Consider the following 22,163-nt stretch of genomic DNA (forward strand, 5'->3'; position numbering starts at 1 on the left):
TATGACTAACAATAATTGGGGCGCGGCCTTTGTCTGTCAAACACGTCCTTCGGAAGTAGTGGAAAGCACCTAAGTGCCGTCCGCTCGCCGTCACTCCTCCAGCGGCGGCAGGCGGGAAACGAAACGACCTTTGATCCCCTGGGGCCATTGCTTGAACGGAACGATTCCGTCCGTGGTCGCCGCATAGGCGCGCAGATAGGCGGTCAGCGTTTCCGCCGTCGCCTCGTCCGGCGCGAAGTCGCCCAGCACATAGCTCATCCGCCGGGCCGAGCGCACCGCGACGGCGCAAGGGCGCTTGCAGCTCATCAGGCAGCGCATCGGCCGCAGCCGCACCTGCGCCGCCAGATCGGGGGCGTCGGCCAGCATCCGCTCCATCAGCGCCACCAGCTCCGCCCCCGGACGGACGGCCTCCGGCGGGTCTTCCGGACGGCGGCAGGTTTCGCAGACGACAAGCTCGACGGTCATGATTCCGCTTTCGAAACAATGGCAGGGCATTGGGAGGGGGGATCGCGCACCCGCAGAGCTAGATTCCAACCTCCGCCCCGTCAATGTCCGGGCGCTCCGCTGATGCCCCGTTCGCGGGCAGGAGAGGGAGACGCTTGCCAACCACCGCCAAACTCTCGACGATGCGGTCGGGCGGACTTCAGGGACGGAAACGGCGGACGGGCATGAGCGCGAGGCAACGGATTGTCCGTGAACGCCGGCAGTACAACCAGCTCGCCGCCGATCAGACCATGGAGGACTATGCGCTCCGCTACACGGCGGAGCGGGCGCGGCGCTGGACCGCCTGGCGCGTCGCCAACACCGCGCTCGGCGCCATCTCCTTCCTGGCCTGCGAGGCGATCGGCGCGGCGGTGACGCTGACCTACGGCTTCGAGAACGCCATGGCCGCCATCCTGGCGGTGGCGGTGCTCAGCATCCTGGTCGGGCTGCCCATCACCTACCATGCCGCCAAGGCCGGGGTGGACATCGACCTGCTGGCCCGCGGTGCCGGCTTCGGCTATCTCGGCTCCACCATCACCTCGCTGGTCTACGCCTCCTTCACCTTCATCCTGTTCTCCATCGAGGCCAGCATCATGTCGGCCGGGCTGACCATGGTGCTGGGCATTCCGGCCTCGCTCGCCCATGTCATCAGTTCGCTGGCGGTGATCCCCATCGCCATCTACGGCATCCGCTTCATCAGCCGCATGCAATGGGCGACGCAGCCGGTGTGGATCCTGCTGCAATGCGTGCCGCTGGCCTATTTCTTCCTGCTCGACCGCGAAACCCTGGCGCAATGGACCTCGCTGCCGGGTGTCTATGCGCCCGACGGCGGGCTGTCGCTGCTGCCCTTCGGCATGGCGGCGTCGGTGCTGCTGTCGCTGTTGCCGCAGATCGGCGAGCAGGTGGACTATCTGCGCTTCCTGCCCTCCCAGGCCCGCATCGGCAAATTGCGCTGGTGGGCGGCGATGCTGGCCGGCGGGCCGGGCTGGGTGCTGATCGGCAGCCTGAAGCTGGCGGCGGGCTCGCTGCTGGCCTTCCTGGCGCTGAAGCACGGCATGCCGGCGGCGGACGCGGTGCAGCCCAACAGCATGTATCACATGGCCTTCCTCGACGTGTTCGGCTCGCCCGCCGTGGCGCTGGCGCTGACCGGCATCTTCGTCGTGGTCTGCCAGATGAAGATCAACGTCACCAACGCCTATGCCGGCTCCATCGCCTGGTCGAACTTCTTCTCCCGCCTGACCCGCAGCCACCCCGGCCGCGTCGTCTGGCTGGTGTTCAACGTGCTGCTGGCGCTGCTGCTGATGGAGATCGGCATCCTCGGCGTGATCGAGAGTATCCTCGGCCTCTACGCCAACGTCGCGGTGGGCTGGCTGGGGGCGGTCGCCGCCGATCTCGCCATCAACAAGCCTCTCCGGTTCAGCCCGCCGGGGATCGAGTTCAAGCGCGCCCATCTCTACGACATCAACCCGGTCGGCACCGGGGCGATGGGCCTGTCGGTGCTGTGCTCCACCACCGCCTTCTTCGGGCTGCTGGGGCCGGTTGCCCAGGCGCTGGCCCCCTTCATCGGGCTGGTGGTCGCCTTCGCCGCCGCGCCGCTGATCGCCTGGAAAACCAAGGGCCGCTACTACATCGCCCGCAAGTCGGACAAGCTGCCCGGCGATGCCGCGACCATCCGCTGTTCGATCTGCGAGAATCATTTCGAACGGCCGGACATGGCCTTCTGCCCGGCCTACGACGCGCCGATCTGCTCGCTCTGCTGCACGCTGGAGGCGCGCTGCCACGATTTGTGCAAGACCGACAGCCGCTTCGCCGACCAGATCGCCCACAGCCTGCAACGGGTCCTGCCCAAGCGCATGGCCGCCGGGGTCCACACCCGCACCGGCCATTTCATCGGGGTGATGACGCTGTTCTCGCTGGTGCTGGGCGGGGTGCTGATCGTCATCGATTTCCAGTATGCCAATGCCGACGCGGCGGAGCGGGCGGCGATCCACACCGCGCTGTCCGCTGTCTTCGTCTGCCTGTTCATCCTGTCCGGCGTCGCCGCCTGGCTGCTGGTGCTGGCCCATGAAAGCCGCCGCAAGGCGGAGGAGGAGACCGCCCGCCAGACCGCCATGCTGATGGACGAGATCGCCGCCCACGAACGCACCGACGCCGCCCTGCAGAAGGCCAAGGAGGTGGCGGAGGCCGCCAATGCCGCCAAGAGCCGCTACATCATCGGCGTCAGCCACGAAATCCGCGCACCGCTCAACGCCATCTCCGGCTATGCCCAGCTTCTGGAAAGCAACAGCACCCAGCGTCCGCAGGACGCCGTCCGCGTCATCCGCCGCAGTGCGGAGCATCTGTCGAACCTGATCGACGGTCTGCTGGACATCTCCAAGATCGAATCGGGCCTGCGCCGGCTCAGCCGCGACAAGGTGCAGCTGATCGACTTCCTCGACCAGTTGGCCGACATGTTCCGCATCCAGGCAACCGCCAAGGGGCTGGAGTTTCGCTACGCCTGCGTGCCGCACCTGCCGGCCTGGGTCCACACCGACAGCAAGATTCTGCGCCAGATCCTGATCAACCTGCTGTCGAATGCGGTGAAATACACCGAGAGCGGCCATGTCGCCCTCAGCGTGCGCTACCGCAGCCAGATCGCCGAATTCGAGATCGCCGACAGCGGCATCGGCATTCGGGAGGAGGACCTCGACCGCGTGTTCGAGCCCTTCGAGCGCGGGCGGGGGGCAGCGGTGCGGGCGGTGGCCGGCACCGGCCTCGGCCTCACCATCACGCGGGTGCTGACCCGGATCATGGGCGGCGACATCGCCGTGCGCAGCACCCTGGGGCAGGGCAGCGTCTTCACCGTCCGCCTGTTGCTGTCGGAGGCGATGCACCGGCCGGGCGAGCAGGCGGAGCGGCGCTCAATCACCGGCTATGCCGGGCCGCAGATCACCATCCTGTTGGCCGACGACGACCGCGACCATCTGGCGCTGATGACCGACATCCTGCGCCCTCTCGGCTTCGTGCTGTTCACCGCGTCGGACGCCGCGTCCTGCCTGGAGCTGGCGGCGCAGTGCAAGCCGGACCTCGCCATGCTCGACATCTCCATGCCGGGGGAGAGCGGTTGGGACGTGGCGGAGGAACTGCGCCGGCAGTTCGGCGACCGCATCCGCATCGTCATGGTGTCCGCCAACGCCTACGAGGTGCAGGGTCCGGGCGATGGCCGCGCCCCGCACGACGCCTTCGTCGCCAAGCCCATCGAGATCCACGCCCTGCTGGATCGGGTCCAGGCGCTGACCGGGCTGGAATGGATCCATGCCGCGGAAAAGCCGCCGGAACCGCTTGCGCCTGTGCCGGTGGCGGTCAAGGCTCCCGCTGCGGTCCCGGTGGTCGCCGCGACCCCCGCCCGGCCGCCGGACTCGGCGCTGCGTCATCTCGACGACCTGCGCCAGCTGGGCCGGATCGGGTACATTCGCGGGATCGAGGCCAAGCTGCGCGAGATCGAGGCGGAGGACGCGGCCGCCGCGCCCTTCGTCGAACGGCTGCGGACACTGGTGCGCGCCTTCGACCTGAAGGGCTATATGCGTGCGGTGGAAGAGGCCGCGGAAGGCGACGGCAAGGGACCGAAGGGAGAGGCAGTGGACGGGGCCGTGACAGGATGAAGCGCCGCGACATGATCCTGGTGGTGGACGACACCCCCGACACGCTGGGATTCCTGACGGAGGCCATCGAACAGGCCGACCTGACCGTGCTGGTTGCTGTCGACGGCGAAAGCGCGTTGGATCTGGTCGGCCAGATCACGCCGGACCTGATCCTGATGGATGCCGTCATGCCGGGGCTGGACGGTTTCGAGACCTGCCGGCGGCTGAAGCAGATTCCCCATTTGTCGCACCTGCCCGTGATCTTCATGACCGGCCTCAGCGACACCGAGCATGTGGTGAAGGGACTGGAGGCCGGCGGCGTCGATTACGTCACCAAGCCCATCGTGGTGGACGAGCTGATCGCCCGCATCCGCGTCCACCTGACCAACGCCCGCGTCGCCTACGGCGCCCGCGCGGCGCTGGACGCCACCGGCCGTTTCCTGCTGGCGACGGACGGGGAGGGAAGGCTGCTGTGGTGCACCCCCCAGGCGGAACGGCTGCTGGGCGGGCTGCTGCCGGGGGCGGACGGCGTGCGGCCGGAATTGGCCCCCAATTTGGCGGCCACGCTGGCGGCCGGTCTGGTCCGTCTGCGGCAGGCCACCAGCCCCGGCGCCGCGGCGGAGAGCTTCACGCTCGACCTGCCGGACGGCGAGGGGGTGCGCCGGCTGGAATTCACCTATCTCAGCCCGGCCAACCCTGACGAATACCTGTTCCGCCTCAGCGAACCGGCCGCCGGCCGGCAGGAGGCGATCCTGCGCGACGCGCTGGGCCTGACCGTGCGCGAGGCGGAGGTCCTGCTGTGGATCGCCAACGGCAAGCCCAACCGGGATATCGGCGAGATCCTGGGCATCAGCCCGCGCACGGTTAACAAGCATCTGGAACAGGTTTTCGCCAAGCTGGGCGTGGAGAACCGAGCCTCCGCCGCGGCGCTGGCGATCCGCACCCTGGCGGCACGGGGGTGAGCGGAGGCAGGCCCTCTGCTCCGCAGGTGATAGCCTTCATGTCGATCCACTGCTTCTCCGCACCGGTGCCCATATGCGGAGAACAGCAGCCGAAGGACATCCCATAGGATGTCACATGTGTTGCTGTGCTTGCAGAACTTCCTTATGATCGACCGGATGAAGAGAGCTGTTCTCGACACCAACATTCTAACCGCAGGTTTGCGTAGCCGACGGGGCGCCTCATTTGCAGTGTTGAGTCTTCTTGCCGATGGCCAGTTCAGGGCGTTGGTGACCACTGCCCTGTTCCTGGAGTATGAGGCTGTGTTGAAGCGGCCCGAGCAACGCGAGGTTCACGGGCTTGGCGAGGCCGATGTAGATCGTTTGCTGGCCGAATTGGCCGCGGTCCTGGAGCCTGTGGACGTGCGTTTCACTTGGCGGCCCCAGCTTTCCGATCCGGCCGACGAGATGGTGCTGGAGGCTGCGGTCAATGGCAGAGCGGATGTGCTGGTGACCCACAATGTCCGGGATTTTGCCGCGGCCGCGCCGCGGTTTGGCATTCCGGTTCTCCGACCGGCCGAGTTCCTGCGAGGAGTGGCGACATGAGCAAGGCGACATACCCCCTGAAGCTGCCCGCGTCCGTCAAGGATGCCGCTGCCCGGCTGGCCCGCGAGGATGGCGTGTCTCTGAACCAGTGGATCGCCGCTGCCGTAGCCGAGAAGGTCGGCGCCGTCGAAACGGCAGCCGCCTTCCTGAAGGCTCGTGCCGGCACCGCAACCGGTGCAGGCTTGCGCTCCTTTCTGGACAGGGTACCGGACAGGCCGCCACAGACCGGCGACGAACTGGAGCGGTGATTACAGGTCCATAAGAGGAGCGACCGTGCCCGGTGCTGGTTCGGGGAGGAGGCACTTCTGTATGACGCCTCCTCCCTAAACCTACACCCCCAATATCTTGTCCACCGTGATCGGCAGGTCGCAGAGGCGCTTGCCGGTGGCGTGGTAAATCGCGTTGGCGATGGCGGCGGGGACGCCGACGATGCCGATCTCGCCGACGCCCTTGGCGCCCAGCGGGTTGACGATGTCGTCATGCTCCTCGACGAAGATGACGTCGATGTCGTGGACGTCGGCGTTCACCGGGATGTGATACTCGGCGAAGTCGTGGTTCATGAAGCGGCCGAGCCGCTGGTCGGTCATCGACTCCTCCTCCAGCGCCATGCCGATGCCCCACACCACCGCCCCCAGCACCTGGCTGCGCGCCATCTTGGGGTTGATGATGCGGCCGGCGGCGACCGCGCTGACCACCCGCGTCACCTGCACGGTGCCGAGATCCTCGTCCACCCGCACCTCCGCGAAGATGGCGGAGTGGGTGCCGAGCGTGTGCTGCATCTGCGACTTGTAATAGGGGATGGAGCGCGCCTCGTCCTCCAGCACAAGCAGATCGTTGGCGCGCATCACCTCGGTGATCGACATCCGCCAGGACGGGTCGGCCTTGGCGATCAGGTGGCCGTCGGCGAAGACCAGATCGTCGGCCTTCAGCCCCTTCAGCGGCCCGTCGTTCAGCCCCACCGCCAAGCCGGCCAGCTTGTCGCGCAGCCGGTCGCAGACCGCCTTCACCGCCGAGCCGACCGACGATACCGTCCAGGAGCCGCCCTGCAGCGGCGCCATCGGCAGGTTGCTGTCGCCCAGCTGGAACGACACCCTGTCGATGGGCAGGCCCAGGATGTCGGCGGCGATCTGGGTCATCGCCGTGTAGGTGCCGGGGCCGATGTCGGCGGTGGCGCTGCCCACGACCAGCGTACCGTCGATGCCGAGCCGGGCGGAAGCCGCCGCCTGCCCCTGCATCGCATCCCACACGCCGGACGCCATGCCCCAGCCGATCAGCTGCCGCCCCTCCCGCATCGACCGCGGTGTATGGTTGCGCTTGTGCCAGCCGAAACGCTCCGCCCCCTGCTGGAAGCAGGCGCGCAGTTCCTTGCTGGAGAAGGGCTTGTCCGTGTTGGGATCGACCTCGGTGTAGTTCTTCAGCCGCAACTCCAGTGGGTCCATGCCCAGCTTGGCCGCCAGCTCGTCCATGGCGATTTCCAGCGCCGGGACGCCGGTCGCCGCACCGGGGGCGCGCTGGTCGAGCGGGGTGTGGGTGTCCATCCGGGCCAGCTTGTAGTCGAGCCGGACATTGTCGCATTTGTACTGCTGGCCCGACCAGTTGACGACGATCTCGACGTAGTTCTCGCTCTGCGAGGTCTCCTGCACCGCCTCGTGGATCATGGCGGTCAGCGTACCGTCCTTGCGGGCGCCCAGCGCCACGCGCTGCAGCGTTTCGGGCCGGTGGCCGAAGCTGAACATCTGCGGCCGCGACAGCTCCACCCGCACCGAACGCTTCAGCGTCGTCGCCGCCAGCACCGCCATGAACAGCTGGTGCTGCGGCCGCAGGCCCGAGCCGAAGGCGCCGCCGACGAAGGGAGAGATCACCCGCACCGCGTCCTTCGACAGGTTGAAGACGTTGCAGACATAGGTCTGGGTGTTCAGCGGCCCCTGGGTCTTGTCATGGACGGTCAGGGTGCCGTCATTGTGGTAAATGACGGTGGAGGCGTGCATCTCCATCGGGTTGTGATGCTCGGCCGCCTGGGTGAAGTGCAGGTCGATGCTGACCTCCGCCTCGGCCAGCGCCCGGTCGGCGTCGCCGCGCGGCTTCGGCGGCGGCTGGAATCCGCCCTTGTCCTTGCCGGGGGTGAAGGCCTGGGCCTGCGCCGCATGCAGGTCGGTCTGGTGCTCCTCTGCCTCATAGACGACATGGATCAGGCGGGCGGCGTAGCGCGCCAGCTCGAAGCTCTCCGCCACCACCAGGGCGATGGGCTGGAGCGCATGGTGGATCGTCGCGTCGTACAGCGGGCGGAAGGGGGAGCCCTTGGGCGCGTCGTCGTCCTTCCACTTTCGGTCGAACCAGGGAAGGCTCGGCCGGTTCTCATGGGTGAAGACCTGGAACACGCCGGGCAGGGCCAGCGCCTTGGACGTATCCATGCTCAGGATCCGGCCGCGGGCGATGGCGCTCGACAGGATGTAGCCGTGGGCGAGGCCGGGCGTGTTGAACTCCGCGGCGTATTTGGCGCCGCCGGTCACCTTCAGCCGGCCGTCGACGCGGCTGACGGGCTTGCCGATCTGCGCACCGGGATTGTCCAGCGGATCGGGGATGCTCGGTTTGGCGATCATGGGTGCTCCACTCCGGCGGCTTCGGCCAGCGCCCGGACGATGGCGCGCCCGGCAAGTCCGATCTTGAAGGCGTTGTGGGAATGGCCCTTGGCGTCGCGCAGCAGCACGCGCGCCGCCTCGGCGAAGGTCTCCAGCGAGGCCGGCTTGCCCGCCAGTTCGGCTTCGGCCGCCGGGTCGCGCCAGGGCTTGTGGGCGACGCCGCCCAGCGCCAGCCGGGCGGAGCGGATCGTCTGTCCGTCCATCTCCAGCGCCGCCGCCACCGACACCAGCGCGAAGGCGTAGGAGGCGCGGTCGCGCACCTTCAGGTAGGTGGAGTGTTCGGCGAAGCCGTGCGCCGGCAGGTCGATGGCGGTGATCAGCTCGTCGGCGGCCAGGCTGCTGTCGATCTGCGGGGTGTCGCCGGGCAGGCGGTGGAAGTCGGCGAAGGGGATGGTCCGCTCGCCCTTCGGCCCGCTGACGCGCACAGTGGCATCAAGAGCGGCCAGCGCGACGCACATGTCGGACGGGTGGACGGCGATGCAATGGTCGCTGGCGCCCAGGATCGCGTGGATGCGGTTGACGCCGGTCCGCGCGCCGCAGCCGGTCCCCGGCTCCCGTTTGTTGCAGGGGGTGCCGGTGTCGTAGAAGTAATAGCAGCGCGTCCGCTGCAGCAGGTTGCCGCCGTTGGTCGCCATGTTGCGCAGCTGCGCCGACGCCCCGGCCAGGATCGCCTTGGACAGCATCGGATAGCGCGTCTGCACCCGCTCGTCATAGGCGGTGTCGGCATTGCGGGCGAGCGCGCCGAGCCGCAAGGCCCCGCCGTCCAGCTCCTCGATCCGGTCGAGGCCGAGGCGCGAGATGTCGACCAACCGCTCCGGCCGCATCACGTCGGCCTTCATCAAATCCAGCAGGTTGGTGCCGCCGGCGACGAACTTCACCGCCGCCTCGGTCGTCGTGCCCGGCTGTCCCGCCACGCCGCGCAGCGCCGCATCGACGCTGTCGGGGCGGTCGTAGGAGAAGGCCCTCATGGCTTGCCTCCATCCTTCGATTGCCCATCCATCACCTGCCGGATCGCCGCGACGATGTTGGGATAGGCGCCGCAGCGGCACAGATTGCCGCTCATCAGTTCGCGGATGTCGTCGTCGGTCCTGGCGTGGCCCTCCTCCAGCATGCCGGCGGCCGAGCAAATCTGGCCCGGCGTGCAATAGCCGCACTGGAAGGCGTCATGTTCGACGAAGGCCTCCTGTAGCGGGTGGAGCGTGTCGCCTCTGGCCAGCCCTTCGATGGTGGTGACGGTCCGCCCCTCCATCATCACCGCCAGCGTCAGGCAGGAGTTGATGCGCCGCCCGTCGACCAGCACGGTGCAGGCGCCGCACTGCCCATGGTCGCAGCCCTTCTTGGTGCCGGTCAGGTCGAGATGCAGGCGCAGCGCGTCGAGCAGGCTGGTCCAGGGGGCGACATGCAGAGTCCTGCGGCTGCCGTTGAGGGTCAGGGTGACTTCCATCTCTTCGGGGGGCATCGCTTCCGGCGGAGACGCCGGCTGCGCATGGCCCTGGGACGCTGGACCTGTTGGCTGGGACATGACCGCTCCGACTGCTGGCAGGGGGGGGGCGCCTCCGGCTACGGGAGTGCGGCGGCGCGTCTTGGCTCGTCGGGGTAACAGCCGTTCTTCCGCAGTGTTCCCTCGGCTGGGATGGTGGCAAAGGGCGATCGCGGTCCCATCTGGTGCGGAGTGCGGCGTCCCCTGCCGGCGCCATTCCATTGCGGAGACCCCTGCCATGAAACTCTCCGGTTCCTGCCGCTGCGGCGCCGTCCGCTTCACGCTGAACTCGCCGACGCCGGTGCCCTACATGCACTGCTACTGCACGATCTGCCGCAAGAGCGCCGGCGGCGGCGGTTACGCCATCAACCTGGGCGGCGATGCCGACACGCTGGAGGTGGAGGGGCGCGAGGCCGTGGAGATGTGGCGCGCGCCCATCGACGACCCCGACCATCCGGACCATACCCACCTCGGCCCGTCGCACCGCCATTTCTGCAAGCATTGCGGCACGGCGCTGTGGGCGGAGGACCCGGCCTGGCCGGAGCTGGTCCACCCCTTCGCCTCGGCCATCGACACGCCGCTGCCGACCCCGCCGGAGCGGGTGCACATCATGCTGGACTTCAAGGCGCCGTGGGTGGAGGTGCCCAGCGGCCCGAACGACGTGCATTTCGCCCGGTACCCGGAGGAATCGCTGGAGGATTGGCACCGGCGCCACGGGCTGCTGGACCGCTAGACGATCCATGATGGCAAGGCTGCTGCGATGGCTGGCGCTGCTGGTCCTGCTGGCGCTGGCCGGCGCGGCGGCCGGCGTGTGGGGCGGGCTGATCGCCGTGCCGCCGTGCTACGACCCCTGGGCGCCGCTCGACCTGCGGGCGGAGCCGGACTGGCTGACCGGCTTCAAGCTGTCGCGGCTGGAGCGCGATCCCGAGCAGTGCCGGGCGGCGCTGGGCGACACGGACCTGCGCTTCACTCCCATGCCCGACCGTCCATCCGACGAGAACTGCACGCTGCGCGGCGTGGTGCGGGTGTCGCACTCTGACGTAGCGTTCAGCAGCGGCTTTCTCGCCACCTGCGGTCTGGCCGCCGCCTGGACCCTGTTCGAGGCGCACGCCCTGCAGCCGGCGGCGAGGAAGCATTTCGGCCAGACGGTGGCGCGGGTGGAGCATCTCGGCACCTATGCCTGCCGCAACGTCTATGGCCGGGCTTCGGGCCGGCGTAGCGAGCATGCCAGCGCCAACGCCATCGACCTCGGTGGCTTCGTGCTGGCCGACGGCACGCGGGTCGGCGTTCTGAACGACTGGAAGAACACCGGCGACGGCCGCAAGGCCGCCTTCCTGCGCGACGTGCGCGACGGCGCCTGCCGCTTCTTCGACGTGGTTCTGGGTCCCGACTACAACGAGGCGCACCGCAACCACTTCCACCTGGACATGGGCGCCTTCAGCACCTGCCGTTGAGGGGAGAGTCCGAGGGAACCGCCCCATGGGCCTTCTGTTGCTGGGCTCAAGACGACGCGACACGACCCGGCAAGGGAGAAGACCCATGGCACGCACGGCAGCCGACATCCTGGTGGACGTCCTGGTGGATTGGGGGGTGGACACCATCTTCGGCATCCCCGGCGACGGCATCAACGGCGTGGTGGAGGCGCTGCGCCAGCGCAAGGACGAGATCCGCTTCATCCAGGTCCGGCACGAGGAGGCCGCCGCCTTCGCCGCCTGCGGCTATGCCAAGTTCACCGGCAGGCTGGGCGTCTGCCTCGCCACCTCCGGCCCTGGCGGGCTGCATCTGCTGAACGGCCTCTACGACGCCAAGCTGGACCACCAGCCGGTGCTGGCGATCACCGGGCTGCAATATCACGACCTCGTCGGCACCCACACCCAGCAGGACGTGGAGCTGGACAAGGTGTTCCAGGACGTCTCGGTCTTCAACCAGCGCATCATGGGCGCCGCCCATATCCGCAACATCGCGACATTGGCCTGCCGCACCGCGCTGGCCCACCGCGGCGTCGCCCACATCACCATCCCGGTCGATCTGCAGGATCAGGCGGCGGGTGACGACATGCGGGCGCCGCGCAACGTCAAGGGCCACAACACCGCCCTGTTCGCCCCCGAACTGCCGGTCCCGTCTGAGGCGGAGATGCGCCGCGCGGTGGAGATCATGGACGCCGGCAAGCGCATCGTCATCCTTGCCGGCCAGGGTGCGCTCAAGGCCACGGACCAGCTGGAACGGCTGGCGGAAAAGACCGGGGCGGTGATCGTCAAGGCGCTGCTCGGCAAGGCGGCGGTGCCGGACGACAGCCCCTATACAACCGGGTCGGTCGGGCTGCTGGGCACCGAACCGTCGCAGACCGCGCTGGAGACCTGCGATACGCTGCTGATCGCCGGCTCCACCTTCCCCTACATCGAATATTACCCGAAGCCGGATCAGGCCCGCGGCATCCAGATCGACATCGACGCCGCCCGCATCGGCCTGCGTTACCCGGTGGAGGCCGGGCTGGTCGGCGACTGCCGGCTGGCGCTGGACATCCTGACCGAGCGGGTGCAGCCGCACGACGACCGCAGCTTCCTGGAGAAGGCGCAGGCCGGCAAGGTGGAGTGGATGCGCCTGATGGAGGAACGCGGCACCCGCCAGGACATCCCGATGAAGCCGCAGGTGGCTGCGTGGGAACTGGGGAAGCGGCTGACCGACACCGCCATCGTCGCCTGCGACAGCGGCACCATCGCCACATGGTGGGCGCGTCAGATCCCGGTGAAGCGCGGCCAGATGCATTCGCTGTCCGGCAACCTCGCCACCATGGCCCCCGGCCTGCCCTATGCCATCGCCGCGCAGATCGCCTACCCGGACCGGCAGGTGATCGCCTATGTCGGCGACGGCGGATTCTCGATGCTGATGGCCGATTTCGTGACGGCGGTGAAGTACAATCTGCCGGTCAAGGTCATCATCAACAACAACAGCTCGCTGGGCCAGATCAAGTGGGAGCAGATGGTGATGCTGGGCAATCCGGAATATGTCTGCGACCTGCACCCCATCGACTTCGCCAAGGTGGCGGAGGCCTGCGGCGGCAAGGGCTTCACCATCCGCGACCCCAAGGACTGCGGCGCGATCCTGGACGCCGCGCTCGCCCATCCCGGCCCGGTGGTGGTCGATTGCCTTGTGGACGGCAACGAGCCGCCGATGCCGGCCAAGGTGAAGGCCAAGCAGGCCGCCCATTTCGCCGAGGCGCTGGCCCGCGGCACCCCCGATGCGCTGAAGATCGCCGCCACGGTGTTCAAGGACCGTGCGCGCGAGATTATCTGAGGGGAGAATCCCTGGTCTCTGTCAACCCCGGCTTGGCGGTGGGCGACAATCCGCCTCACCGCCATCCCGGATATATCCGCCGGCTGCAACACCGCATCGACGAAAGAAAGGGTTACTGATTGTCAGTTTCCTCATCATTATTCCCCGAAGGTGGGGCAAGAGGTGGAGGGAACCGATGCTCACTCTTCTCTATCGCAGCGATGCCGTCGCTTTGCTGCCGTTTTCGGCATTGGCGGACATTTGTGTACGAAGCTCTTCAAACAACCGTCGCCTGGGCGTCACCGGTTTCCTGATCGAGCATGAAGGCATTTTCCTTCAGGTGCTGGAGGGGGAGGCGGACGCCGTCGGCACCCTGTTCGCCCGCATCTCGTGCGACACGCGGCACCGCAACGTTGCCGTGCTCGGCCGCTGGGAATGGCCGGAGCGTTCCTTCGGCTTCTGGGCGATGAATTTCGGGCCGCTGGCCAACCCGGACGTCTGGGACGGCGAGTTCGCGTCCCTGCGCCAGGGGGAGGCGTTCCGGCGCAAGAGCTGCGATCCCGAAACCGCTCTGGCGGTCCTGTGCCGGGCCTATGCCTTCGCCGGCAAGGTCGCGGGCTCCGACCCGGTGATCGCCGACTTCGTGATGGGACTGGGCCGGCCGGTCCGGCAGCCGGTCAGTGTCTGAACGGCCAAGCCGCCGGATCACAAGCTGCTGAAACAATTGACTGCTTGACGGGATGGCGCCTGTCTGTGCCATCGTCGCTCCTCGCCCGGCCAAGGGTGGCCGGTCGCCGAGGAGAACCCCGTCCGATGAACGCCTTACGGCGTCTTTCCATCCCCGCTCTGCTGCTTGCCCTGCTTACCGCCCTGGTCGCCGCCAAACCCTGGCTGCACGGCCATCTGGAGCCCGTCGTCGGCCGCTCGCTCAGCACCGGATTCGACATCGCGGTCGCATCGGCCGCGTGGCTGGTCGCCGCCTGGGGCGGGGCGCGCCTGATCGACCTGCTGGCGGCCGGCAATGGCGGCACCGGCCCGGACGGCCTGCCCCGGCCGCCGCGCATCCCGCGGCTGCTGGCCGACCTGCTGCGCTTCTTCGTTTATGGCGTCGCGGTGCTGGCGATTCTGGCCTTCGTGCTGGAGCAGCCGGTGACCGGCCTGCTGGCGACCTCCGGCGTCGCCATCGCCGTGCTGGGTTTCGCACTGCGCAACATGATCGCCGACATCTTCGCCGGCATCGCGCTGAACATCGAACATCCCTATCGCATCGGCGACTGGTTGGAGCTGTCGCCCGGCGTGGCCGGGCGGGTGGACGAGATCAACTGGCGCGCCACCCGCCTGATTACCAATGACGGCACCGCCGTCATCGTGCCGAACGGCATGGTCGCCGGCAGCCGCTTCGTCAATTACAGCCGTCCCAACCCGTCCTTCCGCGCCAGCGTGCCGATCCTGCTGGACCATGAGGTGCCGGTGGCGCGGGCCAAGCGCATCCTGCTGTCCGCCACGCTCTGCGCCGACGGCGTGCTGCCGATTCCGCGGCCCGACGTGATCGTGGAGGCGGTGACGCCCAACGGCATCACCTATCAGGCCCGCTTCTGGACCGACGATGGCGGTCGCGTGTCGCTGGTGCGCGACGCCGTGCTGACCGCTGCGCTGGCCAACCTTGCCCGCGCCGGGATCGAGCCCGCCCGCCCCAAGCAGGAGGTCCGCCGGCGCCAGCCCGCCCAGCCCGACACCGACACGCTGCGGCGCAGCCTGCTGCGCCAGCTGGAGCTGTTCGACGCCTTCGACGACGAGGAGATCGCGGCGCTGGCCCAGGCCATGCGCGAGCTTCACCTTCCCGCCGGCACCGCCGCCGTCCGCCAGGGCGAGGCCGGCGAATCGCTGTTCGTCATCGCGGAGGGCGTGTTCGACGTCCAGGTCACTGCCCCCGGCTCCACCGACGCGGCCTCCATCATTCCGAATGACGGCCAGCGTCCCGGCGTGATCCACCTGACCCGCCTGCGGCCGGGCGACCTGTTCGGCGAGATGTCGCTGCTGACCGGCCAGCCGCGCAGCGCTTCGGTCGTCGCCTGCACCGACGCGGTGGTGTACGAGCTGGCGCGCGGCCATCTCGACCCGGTGCTGCGCCAGCGTCCGCAGCTGGCGGAGCGGCTGGCCGACCTGATGGCCGACCGCCAGACCCGCAACACCGCCGAGCGCACCCGCCAGCAGGGTATCGCCCCGCCCCAGCCGGTGGAATCGCAAGCCCTGCTGGCCCGGCTGCGCAACTTCTTCAAGCTCTGAGGGGGAGGCTGCCCCCTCTGGCAGCTCCCTTCCGGTGGCAAAGCCGGGCCGCAATCCCTATCTGAGCAGTACCGGCCGTTCGGCGGCCGGTCGTGAGCGATCGCGCCGGACGTTCATCATCATGGAACCTCCGGCGCAGCCAGCCGTTATGCCGCGCGGGTGCCGGTGGTGCATCGAGCGGGTGAAGGGCCGGCATCCATGATCGCTCCCAACGGGTGGCGGCCGCATTCCGCAGCCGGCGCCCCCGGTGTTTGGCCCTTCTTGCGGGTCGAGCGCCCCTTCGTCCTGAACCAACGAGGAGGCTCGACAGCCGATGTGCGGACTGAGTGGTGAGATTCGTTTCAAATCCGGCGAGGCGGCCAGCACGGCAGCGGTCCAGGCCATGTGCGACCGGCTGGCGGCGCGCGGGCCGGACGGCCACGGTGTGTTCGCCCATGGCCGCGTCGCCTTCGGCCATCGCCGGCTGAAGATCATCGACCTCAGCGAGGCATCGCAACAGCCGATGGTGGATTCCGCCCTCGGCCTCGCCATCGTCTTCAACGGCTGCATCTACAACCACCGCGAACTGCGCGAGGAACTGGCCGGGCTCGGCTACAGCTTCTTCTCCGGCGGCGATACCGAGGTCCTGATCAAGGCCTATCACGCCTGGGGACCGGATTTCGTCAAGCGCCTGAACGGCATGTTCGCCTTCGCCATCCACGAGCGCGACAGCGGACGCGTCGTGCTGGGCCGCGACCGGCTGGGCATCAAGCCGCTCTATCTCGCCGACATTCCGGGAGGTCTGCGCTTCGCCTCCTCCCTGCCGGCCCTGGTGGCGTCAGGCGGTATCGACACCGACATCGACCCGGTGGCGCTGCACCATTACATGAGCTTCCACGCCGTCGTCCCGGCGCCGCACACCATCCTGAAGGGCGTGCGCAAGCTTCCCCCCGCCACGGTGCTGGTGGTGGAGCCGGACGGTACCCGGCGCGAGACCAATTACTGGTCGCTGAATTTCGGGCCGCAGGCCGGCGACGAGGGCCGCGACTTCGCCGACTGGCGCGAACTGGTGCTTGAGACGCTGACCCGCGCCGTGCGCCGCCGGCTGGTCGCTGACGTTCCGGTTGGCGTGCTGCTGTCGGGCGGGCTGGACAGCTCCCTCATCACGGCGCTGCTGGCCGAGAACGGGCAGAGCGGACTGAAGACCTTCTCCATCGGCTTCGAGACGGTGGGGGATGAGCGCGGCGACGAATTCCAGTATTCCGACATCGTCGCCAAGCATTTCGGCACCGACCACAACCGCATCTTCGTCGATTCCGCCCGCGCTTTGCCCGAATTGCGCGACTGCGTGCGAGCGATGTCGGAACCCATGGTCAGCCACGACAACATCGGCTTCTTCCTGCTGTCGCAGGAGGTGGCGAAGCAGGTGAAGGTGGTGCAGTCCGGCCAGGGCGCCGACGAGGTGTTCGGCGGCTATCACTGGTATCCGCCGCTGCTGGAGAGCAAGGACGCCGTCGGCGACTATGCCCGCGTCTTCTTCGACCGCGACCATGCCGAGATGGCCGAGGCGCTCGACCCCCGCTTCCTCGGCGAGGACCATTCCCGCCGCTGGCTGGAGCGGCAGTTCGCCATGCCCGGAGCCGAGCGGCCGGTGGACAAGGCTCTGCGGCTCGACACCACGGTGATGCTGGTCGACGATCCGGTGAAGCGGGTCGACAACATGACGATGGCCGCCGGGCTGGAAGCGCGCGTGCCCTTCCTCGATCACGAGCTGGTCGAGCTTGCCGCCCGCATCCCGGCCGAAATGAAGCTGGCCGAAGGCGGCAAATACGTCCTGAAGGAGGCGGCGCGCCGCGTCGTTCCGGCCGAGGTGATCGACCGGCCGAAGGGCTATTTCCCGGTACCGGCGCTGAAATACCTGCGCGGTCCCTTCCTGGAGCTGGTGCGCGACGTGCTGAGCGCTCCTGCGGCGCGCGAACGCGGCCTGTTCCGGCGCGACTATCTGGACCGGCTGCTGGCCGACCCGGAACGCCACATCACGCCGCTGCGCGGATCGAAGCTGTGGCAGGTCGCGCTGCTGGAGTTCTGGTTCCAGGAACAGGGCTTCTGACGGCCCATCCGGCCATTCCATCGCAACGAATGCTTCGCCGGGGCGTCCGGGCGCAGGACCGATCCGCGCCCCGGGGCGTTTCCCGACTATGGAGCCGCATCCGACGATCAGGGGGACCCCATGAGCTACGCCCGCGTGAAACCGCACCGGCTGGAGCGCGCCGCCAGCGCCAGCCTGCGCCACACCCGGCGCTACACCGGCCGCCCGCCCACGTCCGGACAGGGGGCTGGGCAAGGGGCCGGGCAGGACGCGGAGGCTGAGGCGCCGCGGGCCGACGTGGTGGTCGATTGCGGATGGGGCCGGCTGATCTTCGCCCACACCTTCGACCATCTTGACCGCATGATCGACACGCTGCGGCAGGAGGCGCCGGGGACCCGCGACATCGTCTTCTACCTGCAGGACCCGCATGTCGCCCTGTCCCGCGCGCCGCAGGAGCTGTTTCTCGACCCCTCCCACACCTTCCGGCTCTGGCTGACCGACTACCGCCCGTCGCGGCGCCGGCCCAAGGGCTACAGCGTCCGCCGCCTGCGCACGCGCGAGGATGCGGAGGGGGTGCAGCGCATCTATGCCCGGCGGCGGATGGTCCCGGTCTCCTCCTCCTTCCTGGTGGCGACGCGCAACAGCCGGGTGCTGACCCATTTCGTCGCCTGCGACGACGCGACCGGCGAGGTGATCGGCTCGGTGACGGCGGTCGACCATGGCCATGCCTTCGGCGATCCGGAGAATGGCAGCTCGCTCTGGTGCCTGGCGGTCGATCCGCAGGCGTCATTTCCGGGCATCGGCGAGACGCTGGTCCGCACGGTGGCGGAGCATGTCCAGGCACGCGGCCGCGCCTTCCTCGACCTGTCGGTGCTGCACGACAACGAGAACGCCATCGCGCTGTATGAGAAGCTGAATTTCCGCCGCATCCCCGCCTTCGCGCTGAAGACGAAGAACCCGATCAACGAGCGGCTGTTCACCGGCCCGCAGCCGGGCGAGCGGCTGAACCCCTACGCCACCATCATCGTCAACGAGGCGCGGCGGCGCGGCATCGGCGTCGACGTGCTGGACGCGGAGGCCGGCTATTTCTGCCTGACCTGGGGCGGGCGCAGCGTGGTCTGCCGCGAATCCCTCAGCGAACTGACCACCGCGGTCGCCATGAGCCGCTGCGACGACAAGGCGGTGACCCGCCGCGTGCTGGAGCGCGCCTGCCTGAACGTCCCCGCCCAGGCGGTGGCGGGCGAGCCGGCGGAGAATGCCGCCTTCCTGCAAACGCATGGCCGCATCGTGGTGAAGCCGGCCCGTGGCGAACAGGGCCGCGGCATCACCGTGGATGTCCGCGACGCCGAGACCATGGAGCGCGCCATCGCGTCGGCCCGCCAGCATTGCGACACCGTGCTGCTGGAGCAGTTCTGCGAAGGGCAGGATCTGCGCATCGTCGTCATCGACAAGAAGGTGGTCGCCGCCGCGGTGCGCCGCCCGGCCGAGGTGATGGGCGACGGCACCCACAGCGTCCGCGAACTGATCGAGGCGCAGAGCCGCCGCCGCGCCGCCGCCACCGGCGGGGAGAGCCACATCCCGCTGGACGGCGAGACCGAGCGCTGCCTCGCCGCCGCCGGCCGGACGCTGGACGACGTGCTGCCGGCGGGGGAGGTTCTGCCGGTGCGCAAGACGGCCAACCTGCACACCGGCGGCACCATCCACGACGTGACCGACAGCCTGCACCCCGAACTGGTGGAGGTGGCGACGGTCGCCGCCCGCGCGCTGGATATCCCGGTGGTGGGCTTCGACCTGCTGGTGGAGGCGCCGGACCGGCCGGGCTACGTCTTCATCGAGGCGAACGAGCGGCCGGGACTTGCCAACCACGAACCCCAGCCCACGGCGGAACGCTTCGTCGACCTGCTGTTCCCGCAGACGCGGGGGGTGTTCTGAGGGGGAGTGTCGCAACGGATGCCCCCTCCCCATCCCTCCCCCGCTTTGCGGTGGAGGGGGCAGGACGCTTGTCGGTGTGAACTGAATTGGGAAGCGGCGGCAGTCCCCTCTCCCGCGGAGCGGGGGAGGGTTAGGGAGGGGGCACAGCACCGTCGCATCTTCTCCCATCGCCAGCAGGAGGAAAATCCAACCATGGCCGTGCCGCTGCCCATCGACATGGGCTATGTCACCGACATCCTCTACCGGTTGCTGACCACGCCCAGCCCGACCGGCTACACCACCGACGTGGTCCGGCTGTGCTGCGCGGAGCTGGAGCGGATGGGCATCTCCTACGAGCTGACCCGTCGCGGCGCCATCCGCGCCGACCTGAAGGGCGTGCGGGGCAGCCCGGACCGGGCGCTGGTGGCCCATGTCGACACGCTGGGCACCCAGGTGAAGATGCTGAAGGACAATGGCCGGATGGAGCTGGTGCCCATCGGCCACTGGTCGTCCCGCTTCGCCGAGGGCGCGCGCTGCACCGTGCTGACCGACCGCGGCCCCTGGCGCGGCACCATCCTGCCGCTGAAGGCATCGGGCCACACCTTCAACAAGGAGGTCGATAGCCAGCCGGTCAACTGGCAGCAGGTGGAGTTGCGCGTCGACGCCCCCGTCGCCAATCGTCGGGACCTGGAGGAACGCGGCTTCAACATCGGCGACTTCGTCGCCATCGACCCGCAACCGGAATTCCTGGAAAACGGCTACATCGTCTCCCGCCATCTCGACGACAAGGCCGGGGTGGCGGTGATGCTGGGCGCGGCCAAGGCGGTGGTGGAGGCCGGAGCCACCCTGCCGGTGGATTGCCACCTGCTGTTCACCATTTCCGAAGAGGTCGGGTCCGGCGCATCGTCGATCCTGCACCAGGACGTGGCGGAAATGGTGACCATCGACAACGGCACCACCGCCCCCGGCCAGAACAGCAGCGAATTCGGCGTCACCATCGCCATGGCCGACAGCACCGGCCCCTTCGACATGGCGCTGACCCACTCGCTGCTGACCCTGTGCCAGGCGCAGAACATCCCGCACCAGCGCGACGTCTTCCGCTATTACCGCTGCGACAGCGCCTCCGCAATCGAGGCCGGCAACGACATCCGCACGGCGCTGGTCTGTTTCGGCATCGACGCCTCGCACGGCTATGAGCGCATCCATGCGAACGCGCTGGAAAGCCTCGTGCGGCTGCTGGTGCTGTACATGCAGAGCCCGCCGCGGGATTAACTGCCCGCCTTCCTATCCCCCCGCACCTCCTCCAGAACCCGGCGCAGCTCGCCGGGGTGCAGCGGCTTGTGCAGGAAGGCGCAGCCGCGGCGCTGGCCCTCCAGCAGGGATTCCGGCGCCGTCTCGCCGGTCAGCACCACGGCCGGGATGTCGGCCTTGAACAGCTTGCGCACGCGGTCGATCACGTCGAAGCCGGACACCTTCCCCGGCAGGCGCAGGTCGGTCAGGATGGCGTCGGGCGGTCCCTCCAGCCCGTCGACCGCGGCGAACACCTCGCGCATGTTCGATGCGGACACGAAGGCGCATCCCCAGCTTTCCAGCGTCAGCAGCAGCCCGGACAGCACCATGCTGTCGTCGTCCACCACCAGGATGCGCATGCCGTCCAGCGGCACCCCGGACGGGCCGCCATCGGCGTGAACGCCGACCGTCGGGGTGTCGGCCGGCGCCTCGCCCTCCAGCCGGTTCACGGTGACGGCGAAGACCGACCCGCGCCCCGACCGCGACTGCACCGCGATGGGCGCCTGCAGCAGCACCGACAGCCGCCGCACGATGGCGAGGCCGAGGCCGAGTCCGCGCGTGGGATCCCGGCTGGGGTTGGTCAGCTGGTGGAACTCGTCGAAGATGACATCCAGCTTGTCCTGCGGGATGCCGAAGCCGGTGTCCCACACCTCGATCCGCCACTGCCCGTCACGCTTGCGCAGGCCAAGCAGGATGCCGCCGCGCTGGGTGTAGCGGATGGCGTTGGCCAGCAGGTTGCGGACGATGCGGCCCAGCAGGATCGGGTCGCTGCGGGTGACCGCTCCGCCCGCCACGTCCGGCACATGGACGCGCAGGCGCAGGCCCTTCTCCTCCGCCTGGGGACGGAATTCCTCCGCCAGCGACCGCAACAGCGCATCCACCGAAACCGGCTGGAGGTCCGGCTCCACCGTCCCGGCGTCGAGCGTGGAGATGTCCAGCAGCGCATTCAGCAGCTGCTCGCCCGCCGTCATGGCGTTGGCCAGCATCCCGGCGGTGCGGGTTGCCCGCGCATTGCCGTCCACCTGGCTGGTCAAGGCGTCGAGGAACAGGCGCATCGCCTGGAAGGGCTGGCGCAGGTCATGGCTGGCCGAGGCGAGGAAGCGGGAGCGCGCCGCGGTGGTGCGCGCCACCTCCGCCCGCATGGTCTCGGCCATCTGCGCGATGGCGCCGTCCAGCGTCGCCGAGGCCAGCACCCCCACCACATGCCCGTCGACCAGAAGCGGCGCGGCGCGCAGGCTCAGCGGCGGGTCGGTCGGCAGGCTCAGCAGCGACGACTGCGGCCGGTCTGCCGCCGCCGCATCCCCTTCGTCCACATAGAGCGGGCGCAGCGCCTCGGCCACCGCCGTCCAGCCGCCGGGCAGCAGGCTGGGGCCGCTTTCGTCGCGGGATGCTGCGCGCGGGCGGTTCAGCAGGGCGGCCAGCGGCTCGTTGCAGCGGACGGCGGCCATCTCCGGCCCGCCGATCACCAGCATGGTCGGGACCGTTCCGGCGGCGCAGACGCGCCGTGCGTTGTCCAGACACTCCCGGTAACGCTGATCGGTCGGTGACATGGGGTTGGCCGAGGATCGG

The 22,163-nt window shown here is 68.8% G+C and carries 17 protein-coding genes; 12 read left to right on the forward strand and 5 right to left on the reverse strand.

Features of this window, described 5'->3' with window-relative positions; genetic code table 11:
• Positions 1 to 90: 90 nt before the first annotated feature.
• The gene (locus tag AZOLI_RS19790; RefSeq protein ID WP_014188907.1) at positions 91 to 465 is read right to left on the reverse strand and encodes a DUF1636 domain-containing protein; all 375 of its coding nucleotides are present in this window, start codon (positions 463 to 465) and stop codon (positions 91 to 93) included.
• A gap of 203 nt (positions 466 to 668) precedes the next feature.
• Here AZOLI_RS19790 and AZOLI_RS19795 point away from each other — a divergent pair, with 203 nt between their 5' ends.
• From AZOLI_RS19795 to AZOLI_RS19810, 4 genes are all read left to right on the forward strand, one after another.
• A complete protein-coding gene (locus AZOLI_RS19795; RefSeq protein WP_044552199.1) occupies positions 669 to 4,124 on the forward strand; it encodes a hybrid sensor histidine kinase/response regulator in 3,456 nt (1,151 codons plus the stop codon).
• The gene (locus AZOLI_RS19800) at positions 4,121 to 5,065 is read left to right on the forward strand and encodes a response regulator transcription factor (RefSeq protein WP_014188909.1); all 945 of its coding nucleotides are present in this window, start codon (positions 4,121 to 4,123) and stop codon (positions 5,063 to 5,065) included. Before AZOLI_RS19795 ends, AZOLI_RS19800 begins: the two co-directional genes overlap by 4 nt.
• A 108-nt stretch (positions 5,066 to 5,173) precedes the next feature.
• Positions 5,174 to 5,647: a putative toxin-antitoxin system toxin component, PIN family gene (locus tag AZOLI_RS19805; protein WP_014188910.1), complete on the forward strand. Its 474-nt coding sequence runs from the start codon at positions 5,174 to 5,176 to the stop codon at positions 5,645 to 5,647.
• A complete protein-coding gene (locus AZOLI_RS19810) occupies positions 5,644 to 5,895 on the forward strand; it encodes a hypothetical protein (protein WP_014188911.1) in 252 nt (83 codons plus the stop codon). Before AZOLI_RS19805 ends, AZOLI_RS19810 begins: the two co-directional genes overlap by 4 nt.
• An 81-nt stretch (positions 5,896 to 5,976) precedes the next feature.
• Here AZOLI_RS19810 and AZOLI_RS19815 read toward each other — a convergent pair whose 3' ends face one another.
• The 3 genes from AZOLI_RS19815 to AZOLI_RS19825 are packed head-to-tail and all read right to left on the reverse strand — an operon-like array spanning position 5,977 to position 9,745.
• Positions 5,977 to 8,247, reverse strand: coding sequence for a xanthine dehydrogenase family protein molybdopterin-binding subunit (locus AZOLI_RS19815; RefSeq protein ID WP_014188912.1), 2,271 nt, complete (start codon positions 8,245 to 8,247; stop codon positions 5,977 to 5,979).
• Positions 8,244 to 9,254 carry an FAD binding domain-containing protein gene (locus AZOLI_RS19820; protein WP_014188913.1) on the reverse strand — a complete coding sequence of 337 codons (1,011 nt, stop codon included), beginning with the start codon at positions 9,252 to 9,254 and terminating at the stop codon, positions 8,244 to 8,246. Before AZOLI_RS19820 ends, AZOLI_RS19815 begins: the two co-directional genes overlap by 4 nt.
• Positions 9,251 to 9,745, reverse strand: a complete 495-nt coding sequence (locus AZOLI_RS19825; protein WP_044552201.1) for a (2Fe-2S)-binding protein — start codon at positions 9,743 to 9,745, stop codon at positions 9,251 to 9,253. Before AZOLI_RS19825 ends, AZOLI_RS19820 begins: the two co-directional genes overlap by 4 nt.
• A 259-nt stretch (positions 9,746 to 10,004) precedes the next feature.
• Between AZOLI_RS19825 and AZOLI_RS19830 the strand changes: the two genes are divergently transcribed.
• The 8 genes from AZOLI_RS19830 to AZOLI_RS19865 all read left to right on the forward strand — a co-directional run bounded on the left by AZOLI_RS19830 (position 10,005) and on the right by AZOLI_RS19865 (position 20,576).
• Entirely contained in the window at positions 10,005 to 10,499 is a 495-nt protein-coding gene (locus AZOLI_RS19830) for a GFA family protein (RefSeq protein WP_014188915.1), read from the forward strand.
• Positions 10,500 to 10,506: 7 nt separating this feature from the next.
• Positions 10,507 to 11,220, forward strand: coding sequence for an extensin-like domain-containing protein (locus AZOLI_RS19835; RefSeq protein WP_014188916.1), 714 nt, complete (start codon positions 10,507 to 10,509; stop codon positions 11,218 to 11,220).
• Between the two features lie 85 nt (positions 11,221 to 11,305).
• Complete coding sequence (locus tag AZOLI_RS19840; RefSeq protein ID WP_014188917.1) at positions 11,306 to 13,060, forward strand: thiamine pyrophosphate-dependent enzyme; 1,755 nt, start codon at positions 11,306 to 11,308, stop codon at positions 13,058 to 13,060.
• 175 nt (positions 13,061 to 13,235) lie between these two features.
• The gene (locus tag AZOLI_RS30710) at positions 13,236 to 13,727 is read left to right on the forward strand and encodes a BLUF domain-containing protein (protein ID WP_014188918.1); all 492 of its coding nucleotides are present in this window, start codon (positions 13,236 to 13,238) and stop codon (positions 13,725 to 13,727) included.
• Between the two features lie 125 nt (positions 13,728 to 13,852).
• The gene (locus AZOLI_RS19850) at positions 13,853 to 15,325 is read left to right on the forward strand and encodes a mechanosensitive ion channel family protein (protein WP_014188919.1); all 1,473 of its coding nucleotides are present in this window, start codon (positions 13,853 to 13,855) and stop codon (positions 15,323 to 15,325) included.
• A 313-nt stretch (positions 15,326 to 15,638) separates the two neighbouring features.
• On the forward strand, positions 15,639 to 17,414 hold the full coding sequence (locus AZOLI_RS19855; RefSeq protein ID WP_014188920.1) for an N-acetylglutaminylglutamine amidotransferase: 1,776 nt from the start codon (positions 15,639 to 15,641) through the stop codon (positions 17,412 to 17,414).
• Between the two features lie 120 nt (positions 17,415 to 17,534).
• Positions 17,535 to 19,325: an N-acetylglutaminylglutamine synthetase gene (ngg, locus tag AZOLI_RS19860; RefSeq protein ID WP_014188921.1), complete on the forward strand. Its 1,791-nt coding sequence runs from the start codon at positions 17,535 to 17,537 to the stop codon at positions 19,323 to 19,325.
• A 192-nt stretch (positions 19,326 to 19,517) separates the two neighbouring features.
• Complete coding sequence (locus AZOLI_RS19865) at positions 19,518 to 20,576, forward strand: osmoprotectant NAGGN system M42 family peptidase (protein WP_014188922.1); 1,059 nt, start codon at positions 19,518 to 19,520, stop codon at positions 20,574 to 20,576.
• Here the strand turns inward: AZOLI_RS19865 and AZOLI_RS19870 are convergent.
• Entirely contained in the window at positions 20,573 to 22,144 is a 1,572-nt protein-coding gene (locus AZOLI_RS19870; RefSeq protein WP_244442612.1) for an ATP-binding response regulator, read from the reverse strand. The two genes, AZOLI_RS19865 and AZOLI_RS19870, sit on opposite strands and share 4 nt — an antisense overlap.
• Positions 22,145 to 22,163 lie beyond the last annotated feature (19 nt).

The sequence above is a fragment of the Azospirillum lipoferum 4B genome, assembly GCF_000283655.1.
GTDB lineage: Bacteria > Pseudomonadota > Alphaproteobacteria > Azospirillales > Azospirillaceae > Azospirillum > Azospirillum lipoferum_C.

What these genes read in the sequence shown, in the direction of transcription:
- AZOLI_RS19840 (WP_014188917.1), top strand. Translation starts at nt 11,306, where the DNA reads ATGGCACGCACGGCAGCCGACATCCTGGTGGACGTCCTGGTGGATTGG.
- AZOLI_RS19870 (WP_244442612.1), bottom strand. Translation starts at nt 22,144, where the DNA reads ATGTCACCGACCGATCAGCGTTACCGGGAGTGTCTGGACAACGCACGG.
- AZOLI_RS19815 (WP_014188912.1), bottom strand. Translation starts at nt 8,247, where the DNA reads ATGATCGCCAAACCGAGCATCCCCGATCCGCTGGACAATCCCGGTGCG.
- AZOLI_RS19835 (WP_014188916.1), top strand. Translation starts at nt 10,507, where the DNA reads ATGATGGCAAGGCTGCTGCGATGGCTGGCGCTGCTGGTCCTGCTGGCG.
- AZOLI_RS19850 (WP_014188919.1), top strand. Translation starts at nt 13,853, where the DNA reads ATGAACGCCTTACGGCGTCTTTCCATCCCCGCTCTGCTGCTTGCCCTG.
- AZOLI_RS19825 (WP_044552201.1), bottom strand. Translation starts at nt 9,745, where the DNA reads ATGCCCCCCGAAGAGATGGAAGTCACCCTGACCCTCAACGGCAGCCGC.
- AZOLI_RS19795 (WP_044552199.1), top strand. Translation starts at nt 669, where the DNA reads ATGAGCGCGAGGCAACGGATTGTCCGTGAACGCCGGCAGTACAACCAG.
- AZOLI_RS19855 (WP_014188920.1), top strand. Translation starts at nt 15,639, where the DNA reads ATGTGCGGACTGAGTGGTGAGATTCGTTTCAAATCCGGCGAGGCGGCC.
- ngg (WP_014188921.1), top strand. Translation starts at nt 17,535, where the DNA reads ATGAGCTACGCCCGCGTGAAACCGCACCGGCTGGAGCGCGCCGCCAGC.
- AZOLI_RS19805 (WP_014188910.1), top strand. Translation starts at nt 5,174, where the DNA reads ATGTCACATGTGTTGCTGTGCTTGCAGAACTTCCTTATGATCGACCGG.
- AZOLI_RS19830 (WP_014188915.1), top strand. Translation starts at nt 10,005, where the DNA reads ATGAAACTCTCCGGTTCCTGCCGCTGCGGCGCCGTCCGCTTCACGCTG.
- AZOLI_RS19865 (WP_014188922.1), top strand. Translation starts at nt 19,518, where the DNA reads ATGGCCGTGCCGCTGCCCATCGACATGGGCTATGTCACCGACATCCTC.
- AZOLI_RS30710 (WP_014188918.1), top strand. Translation starts at nt 13,236, where the DNA reads ATGCTCACTCTTCTCTATCGCAGCGATGCCGTCGCTTTGCTGCCGTTT.
- AZOLI_RS19810 (WP_014188911.1), top strand. Translation starts at nt 5,644, where the DNA reads ATGAGCAAGGCGACATACCCCCTGAAGCTGCCCGCGTCCGTCAAGGAT.
- AZOLI_RS19820 (WP_014188913.1), bottom strand. Translation starts at nt 9,254, where the DNA reads ATGAGGGCCTTCTCCTACGACCGCCCCGACAGCGTCGATGCGGCGCTG.
- AZOLI_RS19790 (WP_014188907.1), bottom strand. Translation starts at nt 465, where the DNA reads ATGACCGTCGAGCTTGTCGTCTGCGAAACCTGCCGCCGTCCGGAAGAC.
- AZOLI_RS19800 (WP_014188909.1), top strand. Translation starts at nt 4,121, where the DNA reads ATGAAGCGCCGCGACATGATCCTGGTGGTGGACGACACCCCCGACACG.